A 17,556-nucleotide genomic window follows, 5' to 3' on the forward strand; every position below is an offset into this window, starting at 1 on the left:
ATGGCTATAAAAACAAAACGTCTGGCTCGCCAGGCGGGGTTCACCTTGCTCGAATTAATGGTGGTGATCGTTATTCTCGGCGTTTTAGCGAGTATGGTGGTGCCAAATTTAATGGGTAATAAAGAAAAAGCGGACGCGCAAAAGGCGACCAGCGATATTGTTGCGCTCGAAGGTTCGCTGGATATGTATAAGCTCGATAACCACCGCTACCCGACCACCGAGCAGGGCCTGCAGGCGCTGGTGACCAAACCTGAGATCGCGCCCATTCCCAACGGCTACCGCGCCGACGGCTATATTCGCCGCCTGCCGCAGGACCCGTGGGGCAACGATTATCTGCTCGTCAGCCCGGGTGAACACGGCGCCGTAGACGTCTTCTCTGCCGGTCCCGATGGCGAAGCCAATACCGCAGACGATATTACGAACTGGTCTCTGGATAAGAAAGAGAAATAATGAAGCGTCAACGCGGCTTTACGTTGCTGGAAATTATTCTGGCGCTGGTGATATTTTCCAGCTGCGCCATGATGGTTGTATCAACAATACCCTCACGCAGCGGTGCGGATATATTTGGTCAGCAATTAAAAGCCCTCGTTGATTATGGTTCGGACCGCGCGGTAATGGACGGAAATATTGTCGGGCTGGTCATCACGACCGATAACTATCAGCTGGTCACGCTCGACGATAAAAACGGCGAACGTCGCTGGGTGCCATTATCCGCAGGCCGTATTACCACGAAGGGCGATTTCCCGGAAGAGATGCACGTATCGCTTTCGCCTCAGCGTCTGGCGGCGACCGTCGAGGCCGACCCCCAGATCCTCTTTCTGCCGGACGGCGAGATTGGCCGTTTTACGCTGACGCTGCAAAGTTACGACAAACAGCATCACTTCCGCGTGGTGTCGCAGGGCGCTGCCCCGGTATCGGTAGAAAACGATGACTAAAGGCAAGGTTAAGCAGAACGGGATGACGCTCCTGGAGGTGATGGTGGCGCTGGTCATTTTCTCCACCGCCGCGCTGGCGCTGATGAATTCCGTCTCCCTGAACGTGCGCTTCACCCACGGGCTGGCCGAAACGCTGCAGGCCAGCTGGGTTGCGGAAAATCAGCTGGCAGAAGCCCAGCTTGCTAAAGCCGATTTTCCCGATGCCGAGGAGCAGGGGACGGAAATTATGGGGGGACGCAGTTGGTACTGGCACAAGCAGCGGGTGAAAACCGCCAATAGCGGCTGGGCCAATGCCATCCGCGTTTACGCCGAAGGCGATGAAAGCCAGCCGGTCATTTCGCTTCAGATTATCGGGCCGGGAGAAGAGAGCAAGTGAAGACGATCCGACGCCAGCGCGGTTTTACCCTGCTGGAGATCATGATTGCGCTGACTATCTTCGCGGTCATCAGCACCCTGGCCTGGCAAATTCTGGACGGCGCGATGCGCACCAGTTCAGCCACGGATGCCAGTGCGGCAAAGCTCAACCAGCTACAGCGTGCCTGGAGCCTGATGGAGCGCGATTTTTTCCAGCTGCAGGCGCGGGCGCCGCGCAACGAGCCGGACCTGTTTTTGCAGGATGGTGATGCGGTTGAATTCACCACGCTGAACGGCGTGAGCGGCACGGTCCAGCTGGAGCGTGTGCGCTGGCGGCTGGAAGAGGGGCGCCTGTATCGCGACGTCTGGCCGGTGATTGACAGCCCGGCAGACGTCAAACCCGATGAAGTGCCGATTGTCAGCGAGGTGAAATCGATGCAGTGGCGGTTTTATCGCCAAGGCTGGCAAAAAAGCTGGGGTGAGTCCGCCCATCTGCCAGACGGCGTGGAGCTCACGCTGACCATGGAAAATGGCGAGACCTGGCGCTGGGTGTTTACCACGCCGGGAGATATGCCGGAAGCGGCGGCACCGCAGCCGGGCACCGAAACGGCGGCACCGGCGGCGGAAAATGCACCCGCCCCGCAACGTGCGCCTGCGCCGGACGTGAAGCCATGAGCCGGATACATCAACAACGCGGCGTTGCCCTGCTGGTTGTGCTGATCCTGTTGGTCATGATGTCGGCCCTGGCGGCCAAAATCAGCCAGCAGTTCTGCCGTAATTTGCAGAAAACCCACTATCAGGTGAGCCAGCAGCAGCTGCGCTGGGCAATGCAGGCGCAGGAAAAGGTGGTGAAAGATCGCTTGCAGAGCGACGCCAGCGGCGAGAGCAAACCGCTCGACCCGGAGGGCGACTGGCACCAGCCGCTGGAGACGCAGGGTGAAGACTATACGGTGGTCAGTCAGGTCGAGGACGCGCAGGACTGCTTCAACGTCAATAACCTGCTGGCCGCAGACAAAGTGGCTCAGGATCAAACTGCGTCAGCCGTGCCGGAAAAGCCGCGAAAAGAGAAGATTGTCGAGCAGATCCTGACGGACGGCGGCGTCAGCCAGACAACGGCGGAAGAGGTCTATCAGCAGCTGGTGGATTATCTCGACGGCGACACTACAACGGTGAAAGAGGGCGCGGAGACGGACGCCTGGGCTGGCGTGGTGCCGGCGCGTCAGCCAGCGAATCAGATGATGCGCACCCTTGCCGAGATAAAGCTGCTGCCGGCGTTTCCTGCTGCGGCGTACCCGAAGGTGAGCAAGCTGTTATGCGCGCTGCCGGACTCCGCCAGCAAGGTGGATGTCAATACCCTGACGCCGGAGCAGGCTCCCTTACTGGCAGCCCTGTTCCCGGGAAAACTGACCGCGGACGATGCCGTTCGTCTGATTGCGTCGCGGCCGGAGACCGGCTGGGAAAGCATGGAAGTCTTCAGCAAAGCGCTGGAACAGGCCTTCCCGCAGCTGAAGGACGATCTCCCGCAGGTGGCTGAGGTTCTCTCCATCAACAGCCGGTATTTCCGCGTCAACTATACCGGCAATACCGATGAGTTAACGCTTCGCGTGGTGAGCCAGCTTCAGGTGAATAACGAAGCCGGTGAAATTGTGACGTGGCAACGTCGTTACCGAATGATTGAATAAGAAAAGTAGAACGCTATGAAACAGGTCCTTTTTGTTCGTCCCGACAGCCGTGAGGACGGGAAAATCATGTGGTGTGAGTCGGGAAGCGAACAGGTTACAACCCTGGACACCCCGCAGGCGCTGCATACCCTTGCCGATCATCCGCTGGCCGCGCGCGTCTGTCTGCTGCTGCCCGCCAGCGAGATGATCTTCCGCCACTTTACGCTGCCGAAGAAAGTCGCGTCGCAGGCGACCGCCTTCTCGTGGATGGCGGAGGAGACCCTGATCGGCGAGGTGGACGATCTCCACTGGACGGTGCTGAACAAAAAAGGCGCCGAGGTGGACGCCGTGGCGATAGATACCGCCCGCCTGCAGCAGTGGCTGACCCGCTTTCACGAGGCGGGCCTGAAGGTGATTCAGGCCCTGCCGGACGCCTGGCTGCTGCCGGTGACGGCGGGCGGAAGCACGCTGGTCGCACAGGAGGAGAACTACTGGCTGCGCTTATCCCCGCATACCGCCTGTAACGTTGAGGCGGGTCTCTTGCCGCTGCTGATGCAAAAAGCCGGAGACGGCGAGGTGCGTTGCTACGGGGAGATCCCGCCAGGCGTTGAGGTTGACGAACAGCTGGCAGGCGAACATCCGCTGGTGCTGATCCAGCCCCAGTGGCAGGCGTGCCGCGTCAACCTGCTGCACGGCGCGTTCAGCGCGAAGGCGACCAGCGCGAGGGCGGCGAAAGGGATGAAGGCCGCCGTCGCGGCGATGGGGCTTCTCTCTCTGGGCCTGCTGCTCGGCCCCCGCATCGCCCTGGCGTGGATGTTGGTCGATCAGGAAAATCAGGTCCAGCAGGAGATGGTCCAGCTCTATCAGCACCATTTTCCAAGCATGCGCCAGCAGACCAACCTCAAGTACCACTTCGGGCAGAACATCAAGAAGCAGCCGAAAGGCATTTTTTTGCAGATGGACGAGCTGGAAAAAATCCGTCAGTCCGTTCCGTCGATGGAAATTACGCTGTTTGAATATGACGACACGCAGGGGACCCTGACGTTAAGTGTGAGTGCGCAAAACGAGCAGGCGCTACAGGAATTCATTCATCAGGCCAGCGCGAACTTTGATTTTACGTTAGAGCCTATTTCAAAGGACGCGCCGTATACGGCCATGATTACAGGGAAATATAAATGAAAGGGCGAATTGCACAGCTTAAATCTCGTTATCAACAATACAGCGTCAGAGAACAACGCATTTTAAAAATAGCGGCGGGAGCCTTATTCGGCGCCGTCATCTATTACGCGGGGGTAATACCCCTGGATAACATGATAAAAAATAGCCAGGCGACGCTGGCGCGACAAACGGAAACGGTAAACTGGATGAAAACAGAAATTGATAAAAACCATCTGCCGGTGCTACAGGTGAAAACTGATAATCCACGCAGCGTGGTGGAGAATAGCGCGCATGAAATTAACCTGACTTTGACCGATATTCGCCAGGATGGTCAGACCCTGGCCTTTGTGGTGAACCGGGTCAACGTCTATGAGTTAAAAAACTGGCTGCGTGAGATGAACCTCGCCTCCGGCGTCAGGCTGGAGAAAATAAACCTTACACCGGTGGATCACCTGAGCGACGTGAAGGCCGAAATCCAGCTGACCTGGAAAAAAGTGGCATGAACGGGCTGATGCTCGTCCGGGAGAGTTATCCCGTCGGGTTTGCCGCGATGAGCGGCGTGCTCGGCGCGATCCTGGGGAGCTTTCTCGGCGTCGTGGTGGACCGCGTGCCGGGGATGGTGATGGAGGAGGCGTGCCGCAGCAACCTGCTTTTCCCGGCATCGCACTGTCCCGTCTGCCAGCATGCGCTGCGCGCCTGGGAGAATATTCCGCTGCTGAGCTGGCTGGCGCTGCGGGGACGCTGCCGCTGCTGTCAGTCGGCGATTCCGCTGCGGTTATTTTTACTCGAACTGGTGATGGCGCTGTTCTTTGGCGTCACCGCCTGGTGGATACCGGGATTGGCATCTCTTTTCTCGCTGTGGGTGCTGGCGGCCTTTCTGTTGCCGCTGGCGATGATTGACGGACAGCACCAGCTGCTGCCCGACTGCCTGACGCAGCCGCTGCTGTGGGCCGGGCTGCTGTTCCACGCTTTTAGCCACGGACTGCCCCTGCGCGATGCGCTGCTGGGCGCGGTGGCGGGCTATCTTTCGCTCTGGCTGGTGTACTGGGCGTTTCGTCTGCTCACCCGCCGGGAAGGGCTGGGCTACGGCGATTTTAAGCTGCTGGCGGCGCTGGGCGCCTGGTGCGGCTGGCAGGCGCTGCCTGAGATTGAATTAATTGCCGCATTAAGCGGCATCGTGGGTTATTTGCTTTTAAATAAATTAAATAAAAATAACCTCACCATCGCTTTCGGACCTTATCTGGCTTTTGCTGGAATAGCACTCTATACCAGCCAGTTATTTTCACTGACATATTAAATAACCGGGTCAAGTTTTTTTATCAATTTTTTCGACGGGGAAAGAGAAGGACGACCTTTTATCCTCAGTGTATCGTAAAAGGCATAAGCTACACGGAGTTTTAGCTTGTATCTTTTAATGGAGGAATACAACGCGTCTTTAAGGTTTGGGTAACGGCTGTCTGCGTATTTAAAAAACGCACTATGTGAATAATATTCCATGTTTTAAAGGAAGATATGGGTCAATTACGTTTACGAATAAATTTATCAGGAAATAAAAATGAAATTTATTAAGCCTAAATATCTGGCGCTCTTTATTGCAGCGGCAACCGGTTCTGCATTCGCAGCTGCGCCAGGTGCACCGACCATCGGCTACGGCAATGACAAATTTGCGCTGGTGGAAGTGGATCAGGCCGCGCAGGATTACAACAGCCTCGTCAAGGTGCATAACGACGGCGTGGATGTGAAAGTCGAGTGGAACGTGTGGAGCGGCGACGCGCCAACCTCTGCAAAAGTGCTGCTCGATGGTCAAACCGTGTGGACCGGAGCAGCCGGTGCAAGCGGCTCAGCCACCTTTAAGGTGAAAAAAGGCGGACGTTATCAGGAACAGGTGGAAGCCTGTAACGCCAGCGGCTGTACCAAAAGCGCCAGCAAGCTGATCATCGTTGCGGACACTGACGGCAGCCATCTGCTGCCGCTGAACGCACCGCTCCAGGAGAACAACAAAACGTTCGCCAAACATCCTGATAAAGTGGTTGCGGCGTACTTCCCTGAATGGGGCGTTTACGATCGTAACTTCCCGGTTGATAAAATCCCGGCTGCAAACCTTAACCACATCCTCTATGGCTTCATTCCAATCTGTGGCGGCGACGGCATTAACGACGGCCTGAAAACCGTTGAGGGCGGCAACAGCTTCTCCGTGCTGCAGCGCGACTGCGCCGGACGTCCAGACTTTACCGTGGCCATCCATGACCCGTGGGCTGCTCTGCAAAAACCGCAGGCGGGCGTCGCCGACTGGGACGACCCGTATAAAGGGAACTTTGGCCAGCTGATGGCGCTGAAAAAAGCGCATCCTGACCTGAAAGTGCTGCCATCCATCGGCGGCTGGACCCTGTCCGACCCGTTCTACCACATGGGCGACCCGGCAATCCGCTCTCGCTTCGTGGCCTCCGTGAAGGAGTTCCTGCAGACCTGGAAATTCTTTGACGGCGTGGACATCGACTGGGAATTCCCGGGCGGCGGCGGTGTGACTGAAACCAAAGGCAATCCGCAGCAGGATAAAGCCACCTACACGGCGCTGATTCACGATCTGCGTACCATGCTGAACGAGCTCTCCGCGCAGACGGGTCGTACCTATGAGCTGACCAGTGCCATTGGCGCAGGCCGCGATAAGATTGAAGACGTGGATTACACCACCGCTCAGCGCGATCTCGACCATATCTTCCTGATGAGCTACGACTTCTACGGCGGCTGGAGCAACACCGAGCTGGGCCATCAGGCCGCGCTGCGCGCGCCGTCATGGCGTCCGGACACGAACTACACCACCGAGAACGGCGTGGACGCGCTGCTTGCTCAGGGCGTACAGCCAGGCAAGATCGTGGTGGGTGCGGGCATGTATGGCCGCGGCTGGACGGGCGTGCATGGCTACACCGGCGACAATCCGTTCACCGGTACCGCAACCGGCATGGTAAAAGGCACCTGGGAACCGGGCGTGGTGGACTATCGTCAGATTATGAACGAGTACAAAGGCAAGCCAGGCTGGGAATCCGGCTACGATGCGACTGCCGAAGCGCCGTATGTCTTCAATAAGACAACGGGTGATCTGATCTCCTATGAAGATGCACGCTCTACCACGGCAAAAGGGAAGTACGTGCTGTCGAAAAAACTGGGCGGCCTCTTCGCCTGGTCTATCGACTCCGATACCGGCGACATCCTGAACGCGATGAACGAAAGCCTGATGGGCGGCTCTGCGCCAGTTGATCCGGTCGTGACCAACCATGCGCCGGTTGCCACCGCGGTTGACCAGACGGTAACCGGTCCGGCTACCGTGACCCTGGACGGTTCGGCTTCAACCGATCCAGACGGTGATGCCATCACCTACAAATGGACCCAGATCTCTGGCCCATCGGTGACCCTCACCAACAGCACCAAAGCGAAGGCTTCCTTCAACGTGGCGGCCGTCACCAGCAACCAGACGCTGGCGTTCCGACTGACCGTGACCGACGCGAAGGGGCTGAGCAACTCCGCTGATGTTCAGGTCGTTAACAAAGCGCCAAAAGCGAACCAGGCGCCGGTGATTAACCCAATGCAGAACGTCACCCTGCAGGCAGGCGAAACTTATGCCCTGCACGCGCAGGCGGCGGATCCAGACGGTGATGCGCTGACCTACGCCTGGAGCGTACCGGCTGATATGCACGCGACCGGTACCGATAGCGCGAACGTGAACATCACCGCGCCTGAGGTGAGCTCTGAGTCGTCCTATACCCTGAGCGTGGTGGTGAGCGATGGCAAGACCAGCGTTCAGTCCAACGTCCAGGTCGTGGTCACGCCAAAACCGGCTGACGAAGTGACGCCTCCGGCAGAAGACGTCACCCCGCCTGCGGATGAAGTAACGCCACCGTCAGACGAGGTGACCCCGCCATCTGATGAAGGGACGGCGACCGGCAGCTGCGATAAGCCTGTTGACGCCAACGCCAGCAAATATCCGGCGTGGGAATCCAGCAAAATCTACAACACGGGCGATACCGTCAGCTTCGACCATCTGGTGTGGAAAGCGAAATACTGGACGCAGGGCAACCAGCCTGACTTCGGTGTGGACGCATGGGAAATGGTAAGCAACGTGAAGATGAACTGGCGCTCTGACCTGGCATATAACGGCGGCGAAACCACGACCTACCAGGGCAACGTTTACCGTGCGAAATGGTGGACGCAGGGTGATAACCCGGCCAACAGCGACGTATGGGTGAAAGAAGGCGCATCAACCGATTGCAAATAACCTTCTGAACCGTGAATTGCGGGAATGATATCAACCCGCAATGGTTGGTCACACCCCACTTCGGGTGTGACCAACACTTCAGAATGATCGCTAATTATGAGCAGGAAGAGGTTCAGTATTTAAGAGCAGGTGCTCATGAAACGCGTGATTTTATTTTTACTGCTGTTTAGTCAAAGCGTATTTGCGAACTGTTGGGATAACGCCGGACATTATTATCACGTCGATCCGTGGCTGTTATATGCGATTGCCAAAGTGGAATCCGGAATGAATCCCTACGCGGTAGGCTGGAACCACGACGGCACGCGTGACGTCGGGTTGATGCAGATTAATAGCTCGCACTTCAGCGAGTTAGAGCGTCAGGGGATTGATGAGAACCAGCTTATGACTGAGCCCTGTACCTCCATTATGGTCGGCGCGTCCATCCTGTCCGGAATGATAAAAGTGTATGGCTATAACTGGGAAGCGGTAGGTGCCTATAACGCCGGGTTGAAAAAAGAAAATTATCCGCAGCGCATGCGTTATGCCCATAAAGTGTGGGCGAAGTATCAGCAAATAAAGTCGGGTAAATAACGATGGCGTCATTTTTGTTTTTTGAAGAATTCCTTTTGGTGTTCTTCAGAAAATGAAAAAGAACCACACTCTCAGGCTTATTTATTAAGGGAGTAATACATAAGCCGGGAATGTACTCACCCTAGTTGCTTAAATACAGGATTATTTGAAATGACGAAAAGGACATTACTGAGCGTTCTCGTGGCGGGAGCATGCATTGCACCCTTTATGGCGCAGGCTGCATCACTGCAGGCGGCCAGCAGCGAGCCGTACACCATGAAAGCCAGCGATCTGGCGAAAAAGGAAAAAGAGCTGACCAATTTCCCGCTGATGGTTTCGGTGAAAGACACCATTGCGACTCTGGACAACAGCCTCGTTGAGCAGATTGAGCCAGGTCGTGCGTCGAACCCTGACAACGTCAAGCGCGTTGAAGGGATCGTGAAGGCCAGTGACTGGGAATATCTCTTCCCGCTGCGCGCTCAGTCTTACACCTACAGTAACTTCCTGAAGGCTGTTGGTAAATTCCCGGCACTGTGTAAGACCTATAACGATGGTCGCGACAGCGACGCCATCTGCCGCAAAGAGCTGGCGACCATGTTTGCCCACTTTGCGCAGGAAACCGGCGGTCATGAAAGCTGGCGTCCGGAAGCCGAATGGCGTCAGGCCCTGGTTCACGTTCGTGAAATGGGCTGGACTGAAGGCCAGAAAGGCGGCTATAACGGCGAATGTAACCCTGACATCTGGCAGGGACAGACCTGGCCATGCGGTAAGGACAAAGACGGCGACTTCGTAAGCTACTTTGGCCGCGGCGCGAAGCAGCTGTCTTACAACTACAACTACGGTCCGTTCTCGGAAGCGATGTTTGGCACCGTCCGCACCCTGCTCGACAAGCCTGAGCTGGTGGCGGATACCTGGCTGAACCTGGCGAGTGCGATCTTCTTCTTCGCCTATCCGCAGCCGCCAAAACCAAGCATGCTGCAGGTTATCGACGGCACCTGGCAGCCAAACGATCACGATAAAGCCAACGGACTGGTTCCTGGCTTCGGCGTGACCACCCAGATCATCAACGGTGGCGTAGAGTGCGGCGGCCCGACCGAGATTGCCCAGTCTGAAAACCGCATCAAGTACTATAAAGAGTTCGCGAACTACCTGAAAGTGCCAGTTCCGGCGAATGAAGTGCTGGGCTGCGCCAACATGAAGCAGTTCGATGAAGGCGGCTCCGGCGCGCTGAAGATCTACTGGGAGCAGGACTGGGGATGGAGTCCGGATACGCCGGACGGTAAGACCTACTCCTGCCAGCTGGTGGGTTACCAGACGCCGTTCAGCGCGTTCAAAGAGGGTGACTACACCAACTGCGTTAAGAAGTTCTATAACGTGAACATCATTAACGATGACGGCTCGGCAGTGACCCCAGGCGAAGACAAAACTCCGGCAGACACCACGCCGCCAGCGGATACCACGCCAGCGGAAGATACCACCCCTGTTGAACCGGCAACCGTGAATCACGCCCCTGTAGCGCAGATTGCGGGCCCAATCGGGGCGGTTGAAGCGGGTGCGCAGGTTTCCCTGAGCGCGGAAGGCTCCACAGACGCCGACGGTAACAAGCTGACCTACACCTGGCGTTCCCAGGATGGCCAGACCGTGACCGGTCAGGACAAAGCGGTGGTGACCTTCAAGGCACCAGAGTCTGCAACGGCTCAGCAGTACGAAATCGGCCTGACCGTCAGCGATGGCGAACTGACCAGCACCACGTCCTACCTGCTGAACGTGAAAGCGAAAGCCACGTCTAAGGACGAAGGCACTTCCGGCTCTTACGCCGCGTGGAGCGCGAACAGTAAGTACAACGCAGGTGATATCGTGAACAACCACGGTAAACTGTTCCAGTGCAAACCGTTCCCGTACAGCGGCTGGTGTAACAACTCTCCGGCATACTACGAACCAGGCGCTGGCCTGGCGTGGGCAGATGCCTGGACAGCTCTGTAAAAGCAAACGGCAACCCTCGGGTTGCCGTTTTCGTACATGAGGCTAATGGGGCGAGGGGGCAGTACGGAGCAGTTGTAGGCCCGGTAAGGCGAAGCCGCCACCGGGCAAAAAGGCTAGCGATGAAGCTTCCCGTGATCCCGTAACCACGCCGCCGTGCGCATAATCCCTTCATCCAGCGTCACAACCGGTTTATACCCCAGCTCATTCTCCGCCCGCGAAATATCCAGCGTGAAGTCAAAGTTGAGTTTAGAAACGCCGTAATGCGTCAGCGCAGGCTCTTTGGCTGTTTTACTGCCAAAGCGCTCCATGCTGCGGGCAATCATATCCAGCATGGGATAGGGAACAGAACGGATACGGCAGTCGATCTGCAGCTCGTCGATCAGCCGCTGCACAATGCTGCGCAGCGTGCAGGGTTCGCCATTAGTGATGTTATAGGCACGACCGGAGATCAGCTTATCGCAGTCCGGCTGGCTGGCCAGCCACATGGCGTGAACGGCATTTTCGTAATAGGTCATATCCACCAGCGCATCGCCGCCGCGCGGCAGCAGCACGCTGCCGTAGTGGTGCATCATCTGCGCCAGACGGGGAATAAATACCTTGTCGTGCGGCCCGAACAGGCTCTGCGGACGCAGGACCGTAAAGCGGGTATGCGGGTTTGACTGCGCCAGCAGGTCAATGACCTCTTCGCTGGCCGCCTTGCTGCGGGCAAATTCACAGGCAAAGCGGGCAGGGCGGAAATCTTCCTGCACGTCGCGATGGTGGTGATAGTCGAAATAGAGTGACGGTGACGAGATATGAATAAAGTTACGCACGCCCCAGGCAACGGCCCATTCACCCAGACGGCGGGTGGCCCGCACGTTGGCGAGATCGAAGGCTTCCTGGGTCCCCCACGGGGAGGTAAAACTGGAACAGTGCCATAGCGTGTCGATACCGGCGAGCATCACCTTCGCCTGCGAGGAGACGAGCTCCGTCAGGTCGGCATGGACGAACTCTGCGCCCATTTTTTGCAGCAGTTTACCCATCGCTTCGTTGCGACCGGTAGCCCTGACGCTGATGCCTTTATTGCGCAGAAATTCGACCGCATTTCGGCCTAAGCCGCTGGTCGCCCCGGTAACCAGTACCTTCATAGCTATCCACTGTGTTGAAAAGAATTTCGTGCGCATTCTTTCGTGAATTACGGCGCTATGCAATGGGAAAGGTGAAAGAAAGAGAGTTTTATTTAGATCTTTTCCGTCTTTTGTTCTGCCCGTTGCGCAATGCGTTTCGCCATGCCCCGGAAGATAAACAGGTGGGCAGGTATCATCAACAGCCAGTAGAACAGACCCGGCATTCCGTGCGGATGCCACCATGCGCGGACGTCCAGTTCACGATGATCGCCTTTGTCTTTCAGGGTAAAGCAGAGTCGGCCCAGCCCCGGGGCTTTCATGCCGAACAGCAGTGCCAGCTGTTTTTCCGGTTCGACGATGATCACCTTCCAGCTGTCAACCGCGTCACCCACCTCAAGATACGGGCGTGCCGGGCGGCCTTTTGCCAGCCGGTGGCCCACCAGCAGGTCCATTGCCCCGCGCGTTTGCCAGAGGAGATTACCGAAGAAATACCGTTCTTTGCCGCCAATCTGGTTCACCACCTCCCACAGCGCGGCCAGGCTGGCGTCGGTTTTCACCGTACAGCCCTCCTGTTTCGGGTAATAACCATACTCCGGCCGCCAGCGGGCAAAGGCTTGGGCGTCGTAACCCCAGTCGCTGGAGTTCACCAGCTTTTCTTCTTCCTTGAGCGTATTGCGCACGGCATCGTCAAAGCGGATCAGGTCCTGGGGAATTAAGGCGCGCAGCGCGCGATCGTCGGCCAGTAAATCATGCTTCAGCCCCTGAATAAGCGCTTTGGCGGTCGTCGGCGGCACCGAGGTGATCACATTCAAAAACCACACCGAAATCCAGCGGGTCGGGAAGGGAATGGGGATCAGCCAGCGGCGGCGTCCGCTGACGCGCATGAAATGTTCGAACTGCTCCTGATAGCTCAGTACGTCCGGGCCTGCCGCCTCGAGCACGCGGTGTTGTTCCGCCGGATGATCCAGCAGGGCCACCAGATAATGCAGCAGGTTCTCCAGCGCAATCGGCGTGGTGCGCGAACGGACCCAGCGCGGCGGCGTGAGCACCGGCAGGTTGTAGACCATATCGCGCATCACTTCGAAGGCGGCAGAGCCTGCGCCGACGATGATCCCGGCGCGCAGTTCTGTGACGGGGATATTGGCCCCCCGCAGGATGTCCGCCGTCAGCTGGCGGGCGCGCAGGTGATCGGACTGCTCGTGTTCAGGTGCCTGGAGTGAACTGAGAAAAATCACCTGCTTCACCGGGGTTTGCAGCAGGGCATCGCGGACGTTCATCGCCACCTGACGCTCGTGGGCGATAAAATCCCCGCCTTCGCCCATGCTGTGCACCAGGTAGTAAAGGGTGTCGACCCCGTCCAGCAGCGCGGGAAGTGACTTCGGCCAGTTGAGGTCAACGTTGTGACAGGTAACGCCCGCTAAACTGAGTTTTTGCAGGCGTTCGGTGTTGCGTGCCGCAGCCAGCACCTGGTGCCCCTGCTGGCTTAACGCCGCGGTGAGATGCTGACCGATATACCCGCTGGCGCCGAGCACCAGAATGCGTTGCGGCACGTGCTGCTCCTTATCGCTGTAAAAACGCCTGCCAGTGTTTCACCACGTCGGTCAGCTGCTCGCGGCTGACGTCGAGATGCGTGACCAGACGCACGACAGGCGAGGCGTTGATCAGCACGCCACGTGCTTTCATGAACTCGCCAAGCGCAGCAGCGTGGTCATCGCCCACGCGAACGAACAGCATGTTAGTGTCGTGGCGCATCACGTCGGCGCCAATTTCACGCAGCTGCGCCGCCATCCACGCGGCGTTGTCGTGATCGTCCTTCAGACGCGCCACGTTGTTTTTCAGGGCATACAGCCCCGCAGCTGCCAGAATACCCGCCTGACGCATGCCGCCGCCGGTCATTTTGCGCCAGCGGTTGGCACGCTTGATGTAGTCCGCATTGCCGACGAGCAGGGAACCCACTGGGGTGCCCAGCCCTTTAGAGAGGCAGATGGTGAATGAGTCGCAGTATTGCGTAATCTCTTTCAGCTCGCAGCCGTACGCCACCACGGCGTTAAAGATACGCGCGCCGTCCACGTGCAGGCCCAGCCTGCGTTCGCGGGTAAACTCCCATGCGGCTTTCAGATATTCGCGCGGCAGCACTTTGCCGTTGTGGGTGTTTTCAAGGCTGAGCAGCCTGGTGCGGGCAAAGTGAATATCGTCGGCTTTTATTTTCGCCGCGACCTTATCAAGGGGCAGGGTGCCGTCCGGCGCGGCGTCAATCGGCTGCGGCTGAATGCTGCCGAGCACCGCGGCACCGCCGGCTTCGTAGAGGTAGTTATGCGCGCCCTGGCCGACAATGTACTCTTCACCGCGCTCGCAGTGGCTGAGCAGCGCCACCAGGTTGGCCTGCGTGCCGGTGGGCAGGAACAGGGCGGCCTCTTTTCCGCTCAGCTCTGCGGCATAGCGCTGCAGTTCGTTGACCGTCGGGTCGTCGCCGTAGACGTCGTCCCCGACCGGGGCGGCCATCATCTCTTCGAGCATGGCGCGACTCGGGCGGGTAACGGTATCACTGCGTAAATCAATCATGGCATGTCCTTATATTTAAAAAGGCGATGCCAGATGTTTTACCTGAGCCAGTTGGTTTTTGCCAGTTCGATCACCTCGTCACCGCGCCCGCTGATGATCGCGCGCAGCATGTACAGGCTAAAGCCTTTGGCCTGTTCAAGCTTGATCTGCGGCGGGATCGCCAGCTCCTCTTTGGCGACGACCACATCCACCAGTACCGGGCCGTCGATGGAGAAGGCGCGCTGCAGGGCTTCATCCACCTCGGACGCTTTCTCCACGCGAATGCCGGTGATGCCGCAGGCCTCGGCGATGCGGGCAAAGTTGGTGTCGTGTAGCTCGGTGCCGTCCGTCAGATAGCCGCCGGCCTTCATCTCCATCGCCACGAAGCCCAGCACGCTGTTGTTAAAGACCACGATTTTCAGCGGAAGCTTCATCTGCACCACCGACAGGAAATCGCCCATCAGCATGCTGAACCCGCCGTCGCCGCACATCGCCACCACCTGGCGCTCCGGCGCTGTCGCTTTTGCGCCCAGCGCCTGCGGCATGGCGTTGGCCATCGAGCCGTGGTTGAACGAGCCGAGCAGACGGCGCTTGCCGTTCATTTTCAGGTAGCGTGCCGCCCAGACGGTTGGCGTGCCTACGTCGCAGGTGAAAATGGCATCGTCGTCCGCGAAATGGCTGATCTGCTGCGCCAGATACTGCGGGTGAATGGCTTTGTCGCTCGGTTTGGCGAGATCGTCCAGACCCTTGCGGGCATCGCGATAGTCGCTTAGCGCTTTATCGAGGAACTTGCGATCGGTTTTCTCTTCCAGCAGCGGCAGCAGGGCGGCAAGGGTGGATTTGATGTCGCCCACCAGCGCCATATCGACCTTGCTGTGCGCGCCGATGCTGGCCGGGTTGATATCAATCTGAATGATTTTGGCGTCCGTCGGGTAGAACGCGCGGTACGGGAACTGGGTGCCGAGCAGGATCAGCGTGTCGGCGTTCATCATGGTGTGGAAGCCGGAAGAAAAACCGATCAGTCCGGTCATGCCCACATCGTACGGGTTATCGTATTCGACGTGCTCTTTGCCGCGCAGGGCGTGGACGATTGGCGCTTTCAGCTTACCGGCAAATTCCAGCAGCTCCTTGTGCGCGCCCGCGCAGCCGCTGCCGCACATCAGGGCGATATTGCTGGCGTAACGCAGCAGCTGCGCCAGCTTTTTCAGCTCCTCCTCGGCTGGCGTCACCACCGGCTGCGGCGCGTGATACCAGTGGGTGCTGGCCCCTTCTGGCGCAGCCTTGAGGGCCACGTCGCCCGGAATAACGACCACCGAAACGCCGCGATTCAGCACGGCCTTGCGCATGGCGATCGCCAGCACCTGCGGGATCTGCTCCGGGGATGAAACCAGTTCGCAATAGTGGCTGCATTCACGGAACAGCTCCTGCGGATGCGTCTCCTGAAAATAGCCGCTGCCGATTTCGGACGAGGGGATGTGGGCGGCAATCGCCAGCACCGGCACGTGATTACGATGACAGTCGAAGAGACCGTTGATCAGGTGCAGGTTACCCGGCCCGCAGGATCCGGCGCAGACGGCCAGTTCACCGGTAAGCTGCGCTTCAGCGCCTGCGGCGAACGCGGCAACCTCTTCATGGCGGGTCGGCATCCATTCGATGGTCTTCATCTTGTTAAGGCTGTCGCTGAGTCCGTTCAGGGAATCGCCGGTGACGCCCCAGATACGTTTTACGCCAGCCTGTTCGAGCGTTTTCGCTATATATGCAGCCACGGTTTGTTTCATGGTTGTCCGTCTCCTTTTTGTGATAACGCTTACAAGCTTAGAAGAAAGTCTCCGTATTGCCCGTCAAATCCCCCCAATTAAAAGGTGCTTTTCACGCACAATTATTCGGCATAATCTGGTGATACCTCAGTGAAAACAGGAATCATTTCAAATGGTTAAATCATTGTTAATTGCTGTTAATGAAAAGCTATCGTGCGACGATCTTGGCAAACTCTTGTTACGACTTGCCGTCGGCGGGCTGATGCTCTTTCACGGTTTGCATAAGCTGTTTGGTGGGGTGGGCTTTATCAGCGGCATGCTGGTGGAGAAAGGGCTGCCGGGGTTTATTGCCTACGGCGTGTTGATTGGCGAAGTGGTGGCGCCGATCCTGATTATTGTCGGGCTCTTTACGCGCCCGGCCGCGCTGGTGCTGGCGTTTACGATGATCGTGGCATGGCTGATGGTGGGAATGGGGGAAACGCTCGCCCTTGATAAGGTTGGCGCATGGGCGATTGAAAGCCTGGTGTACTTCTTTATCGGCTCGCTGGCGGTGGCGTTTTTAGGCGCAGGGCGGTTTGCGCTGGGGAAAGCGCCTGCGTGGCGGTAGGGGTTGGAATCTGTTCCGAGGGAAGGGGTCTACGGACCCTTTTTTATTGTTGAGTTTTAACTTGTTGATTTCACAACGGTGAATTGTTGATGGTGAAAAAAGGGTTTACGGAGAATTTTAGGGGGATTTCTTTATATCACAAGAAGATAGGTGTAGATTGTTCCAGTTCACTGCCGTACAGGCAGCTTAGAAAGTTGCCCACTATCAGTAACGTCTCCGCGCTCTGTTCACTGCCGTACAGGCAGCTTAGAAACCCGGAACAGGGCGCAAGTGATTTTTACATACGTTCACTGCCGTACAGGCAGCTTAGAAATATACAGTTACAGGCACGAGTAGAGATGAGCAGTTCACTGCCGTACAGGCAGCTTAGAAAAAAAAAGATGGCGTCGTATTTACTGAAAAAACGTTCACTGCCGTACAGGCAGCTTAGAAATTCCGGGATTTCCGGATATACGCCGAACGTTTTGTTCACTGCCGTACAGGCAGCTTAGAAAATCACATGAAAACCTTAAGGCTCTAGCTAAGGCTGCACTGCCGTACAGGCAGCTTAGAAAGCACTTCAGCCGGGTAAGCGTCGGTGGTTAGGGTCGAATGCCGAACAGGCAGTAGGCACAACGTAGGCCGGGTAAACGCAG

The 17,556-nt window shown here is 57.5% G+C and carries 16 protein-coding genes and 1 CRISPR repeat array; of the genes, 12 read left to right on the plus strand and 4 right to left on the minus strand.

Going from position 1 to position 17,556, the window contains the following annotated elements:
- The 11 genes from gspG to ACMWJS_RS00250 all read left to right on the plus strand — a co-directional run bounded on the left by gspG (position 1) and on the right by ACMWJS_RS00250 (position 10,910).
- A complete protein-coding gene (gene gspG / locus ACMWJS_RS00200) occupies positions 1 to 450 on the plus strand; it encodes a type II secretion system major pseudopilin GspG (protein ID WP_008500018.1) in 450 nt (149 codons plus the stop codon).
- Positions 450 to 935, plus strand: a complete 486-nt coding sequence (gspH, locus tag ACMWJS_RS00205; RefSeq protein WP_414746424.1) for a type II secretion system minor pseudopilin GspH — start codon at positions 450 to 452, stop codon at positions 933 to 935. The genes gspG and gspH overlap by 1 nt, the downstream gene beginning before the upstream one ends.
- Positions 928 to 1,311 carry a type II secretion system minor pseudopilin GspI gene (gene gspI / locus ACMWJS_RS00210; protein ID WP_235401369.1) on the plus strand — a complete coding sequence of 128 codons (384 nt, stop codon included), beginning with the start codon at positions 928 to 930 and terminating at the stop codon, positions 1,309 to 1,311. The genes gspH and gspI overlap by 8 nt, the downstream gene beginning before the upstream one ends.
- The gene (gene gspJ / locus ACMWJS_RS00215; protein WP_262764562.1) at positions 1,308 to 1,964 is read left to right on the plus strand and encodes a type II secretion system minor pseudopilin GspJ; all 657 of its coding nucleotides are present in this window, start codon (positions 1,308 to 1,310) and stop codon (positions 1,962 to 1,964) included. Before gspI ends, gspJ begins: the two co-directional genes overlap by 4 nt.
- The gene (gene gspK, locus ACMWJS_RS00220) at positions 1,961 to 2,971 is read left to right on the plus strand and encodes a type II secretion system minor pseudopilin GspK (RefSeq protein WP_111966997.1); all 1,011 of its coding nucleotides are present in this window, start codon (positions 1,961 to 1,963) and stop codon (positions 2,969 to 2,971) included. The genes gspJ and gspK overlap by 4 nt, the downstream gene beginning before the upstream one ends.
- Positions 2,972 to 2,986: 15 nt before the next feature.
- On the plus strand, positions 2,987 to 4,129 hold the full coding sequence (gene gspL, locus ACMWJS_RS00225) for a type II secretion system protein GspL (RefSeq protein ID WP_262820471.1): 1,143 nt from the start codon (positions 2,987 to 2,989) through the stop codon (positions 4,127 to 4,129).
- Entirely contained in the window at positions 4,126 to 4,611 is a 486-nt protein-coding gene (gspM, locus tag ACMWJS_RS00230) for a type II secretion system protein GspM (protein WP_045908415.1), read from the plus strand. The genes gspL and gspM overlap by 4 nt, the downstream gene beginning before the upstream one ends.
- Positions 4,608 to 5,405 (plus strand): prepilin peptidase, encoded by a 798-nt coding sequence (locus tag ACMWJS_RS00235; protein ID WP_252073610.1) that lies wholly within the window; start codon positions 4,608 to 4,610, stop codon positions 5,403 to 5,405. Before gspM ends, ACMWJS_RS00235 begins: the two co-directional genes overlap by 4 nt.
- Positions 5,406 to 5,663: 258 nt before the next feature.
- The gene (locus tag ACMWJS_RS00240) at positions 5,664 to 8,378 is read left to right on the plus strand and encodes a glycosyl hydrolase family 18 protein (protein WP_414746425.1); all 2,715 of its coding nucleotides are present in this window, start codon (positions 5,664 to 5,666) and stop codon (positions 8,376 to 8,378) included.
- A gap of 135 nt (positions 8,379 to 8,513) precedes the next feature.
- Positions 8,514 to 8,948, plus strand: a complete 435-nt coding sequence (iagB, locus tag ACMWJS_RS00245; RefSeq protein ID WP_048027141.1) for a type III secretion system invasion protein IagB — start codon at positions 8,514 to 8,516, stop codon at positions 8,946 to 8,948.
- 150 nt (positions 8,949 to 9,098) lie between these two features.
- Positions 9,099 to 10,910: a chitinase gene (locus ACMWJS_RS00250; protein WP_045908411.1), complete on the plus strand. Its 1,812-nt coding sequence runs from the start codon at positions 9,099 to 9,101 to the stop codon at positions 10,908 to 10,910.
- A gap of 113 nt (positions 10,911 to 11,023) precedes the next feature.
- Here ACMWJS_RS00250 and ACMWJS_RS00255 read toward each other — a convergent pair whose 3' ends face one another.
- The 4 genes from ACMWJS_RS00255 to poxB all read right to left on the minus strand — a co-directional run bounded on the left by ACMWJS_RS00255 (position 11,024) and on the right by poxB (position 16,335).
- On the minus strand, positions 11,024 to 12,037 hold the full coding sequence (locus ACMWJS_RS00255) for an NAD-dependent epimerase/dehydratase family protein (protein WP_032649241.1): 1,014 nt from the start codon (positions 12,035 to 12,037) through the stop codon (positions 11,024 to 11,026).
- Between the two features lie 92 nt (positions 12,038 to 12,129).
- Complete coding sequence (locus tag ACMWJS_RS00260) at positions 12,130 to 13,566, minus strand: DUF2867 domain-containing protein (protein WP_414746426.1); 1,437 nt, start codon at positions 13,564 to 13,566, stop codon at positions 12,130 to 12,132.
- A gap of 10 nt (positions 13,567 to 13,576) precedes the next feature.
- Positions 13,577 to 14,578, minus strand: a complete 1,002-nt coding sequence (ltaE, locus tag ACMWJS_RS00265; RefSeq protein WP_045908408.1) for a low-specificity L-threonine aldolase — start codon at positions 14,576 to 14,578, stop codon at positions 13,577 to 13,579.
- 38 nt (positions 14,579 to 14,616) lie between these two features.
- Entirely contained in the window at positions 14,617 to 16,335 is a 1,719-nt protein-coding gene (gene poxB / locus ACMWJS_RS00270) for a ubiquinone-dependent pyruvate dehydrogenase (protein ID WP_023343670.1), read from the minus strand.
- A gap of 151 nt (positions 16,336 to 16,486) precedes the next feature.
- Here poxB and ACMWJS_RS00275 point away from each other — a divergent pair, with 151 nt between their 5' ends.
- Positions 16,487 to 16,921: a DoxX family protein gene (locus ACMWJS_RS00275; protein ID WP_045908406.1), complete on the plus strand. Its 435-nt coding sequence runs from the start codon at positions 16,487 to 16,489 to the stop codon at positions 16,919 to 16,921.
- Between the two features lie 165 nt (positions 16,922 to 17,086).
- A CRISPR array of direct repeats spans positions 17,087 to 17,475; the repeat unit is 28 nt; unit sequence GTTCACTGCCGTACAGGCAGCTTAGAAA.
- Positions 17,476 to 17,556 lie beyond the last annotated feature (81 nt).

The organism is Enterobacter sp. HK-058-C-ECC, from assembly GCF_047531125.1.
GTDB classification, from domain to species: domain Bacteria; phylum Pseudomonadota; class Gammaproteobacteria; order Enterobacterales; family Enterobacteriaceae; genus Enterobacter; species Enterobacter quasiroggenkampii.

Excerpts from the sequence above, each read along its gene's own strand:
- ACMWJS_RS00275 (WP_045908406.1), top strand. The coding sequence starts at position 16,487 with ATGGTTAAATCATTGTTAATTGCTGTTAATGAAAAGCTATCGTGCGAC.
- gspI (WP_235401369.1), top strand. The coding sequence starts at position 928 with ATGACTAAAGGCAAGGTTAAGCAGAACGGGATGACGCTCCTGGAGGTG.
- gspG (WP_008500018.1), top strand. The coding sequence starts at position 1 with ATGGCTATAAAAACAAAACGTCTGGCTCGCCAGGCGGGGTTCACCTTG.
- gspH (WP_414746424.1), top strand. The coding sequence starts at position 450 with ATGAAGCGTCAACGCGGCTTTACGTTGCTGGAAATTATTCTGGCGCTG.
- gspK (WP_111966997.1), top strand. The coding sequence starts at position 1,961 with ATGAGCCGGATACATCAACAACGCGGCGTTGCCCTGCTGGTTGTGCTG.
- ACMWJS_RS00255 (WP_032649241.1), bottom strand. The coding sequence starts at position 12,037 with ATGAAGGTACTGGTTACCGGGGCGACCAGCGGCTTAGGCCGAAATGCG.
- gspL (WP_262820471.1), top strand. The coding sequence starts at position 2,987 with ATGAAACAGGTCCTTTTTGTTCGTCCCGACAGCCGTGAGGACGGGAAA.
- ltaE (WP_045908408.1), bottom strand. The coding sequence starts at position 14,578 with ATGATTGATTTACGCAGTGATACCGTTACCCGCCCGAGTCGCGCCATG.
- ACMWJS_RS00250 (WP_045908411.1), top strand. The coding sequence starts at position 9,099 with ATGACGAAAAGGACATTACTGAGCGTTCTCGTGGCGGGAGCATGCATT.
- ACMWJS_RS00235 (WP_252073610.1), top strand. The coding sequence starts at position 4,608 with ATGAACGGGCTGATGCTCGTCCGGGAGAGTTATCCCGTCGGGTTTGCC.
- gspM (WP_045908415.1), top strand. The coding sequence starts at position 4,126 with ATGAAAGGGCGAATTGCACAGCTTAAATCTCGTTATCAACAATACAGC.
- ACMWJS_RS00240 (WP_414746425.1), top strand. The coding sequence starts at position 5,664 with ATGAAATTTATTAAGCCTAAATATCTGGCGCTCTTTATTGCAGCGGCA.
- poxB (WP_023343670.1), bottom strand. The coding sequence starts at position 16,335 with ATGAAACAAACCGTGGCTGCATATATAGCGAAAACGCTCGAACAGGCT.
- iagB (WP_048027141.1), top strand. The coding sequence starts at position 8,514 with ATGAAACGCGTGATTTTATTTTTACTGCTGTTTAGTCAAAGCGTATTT.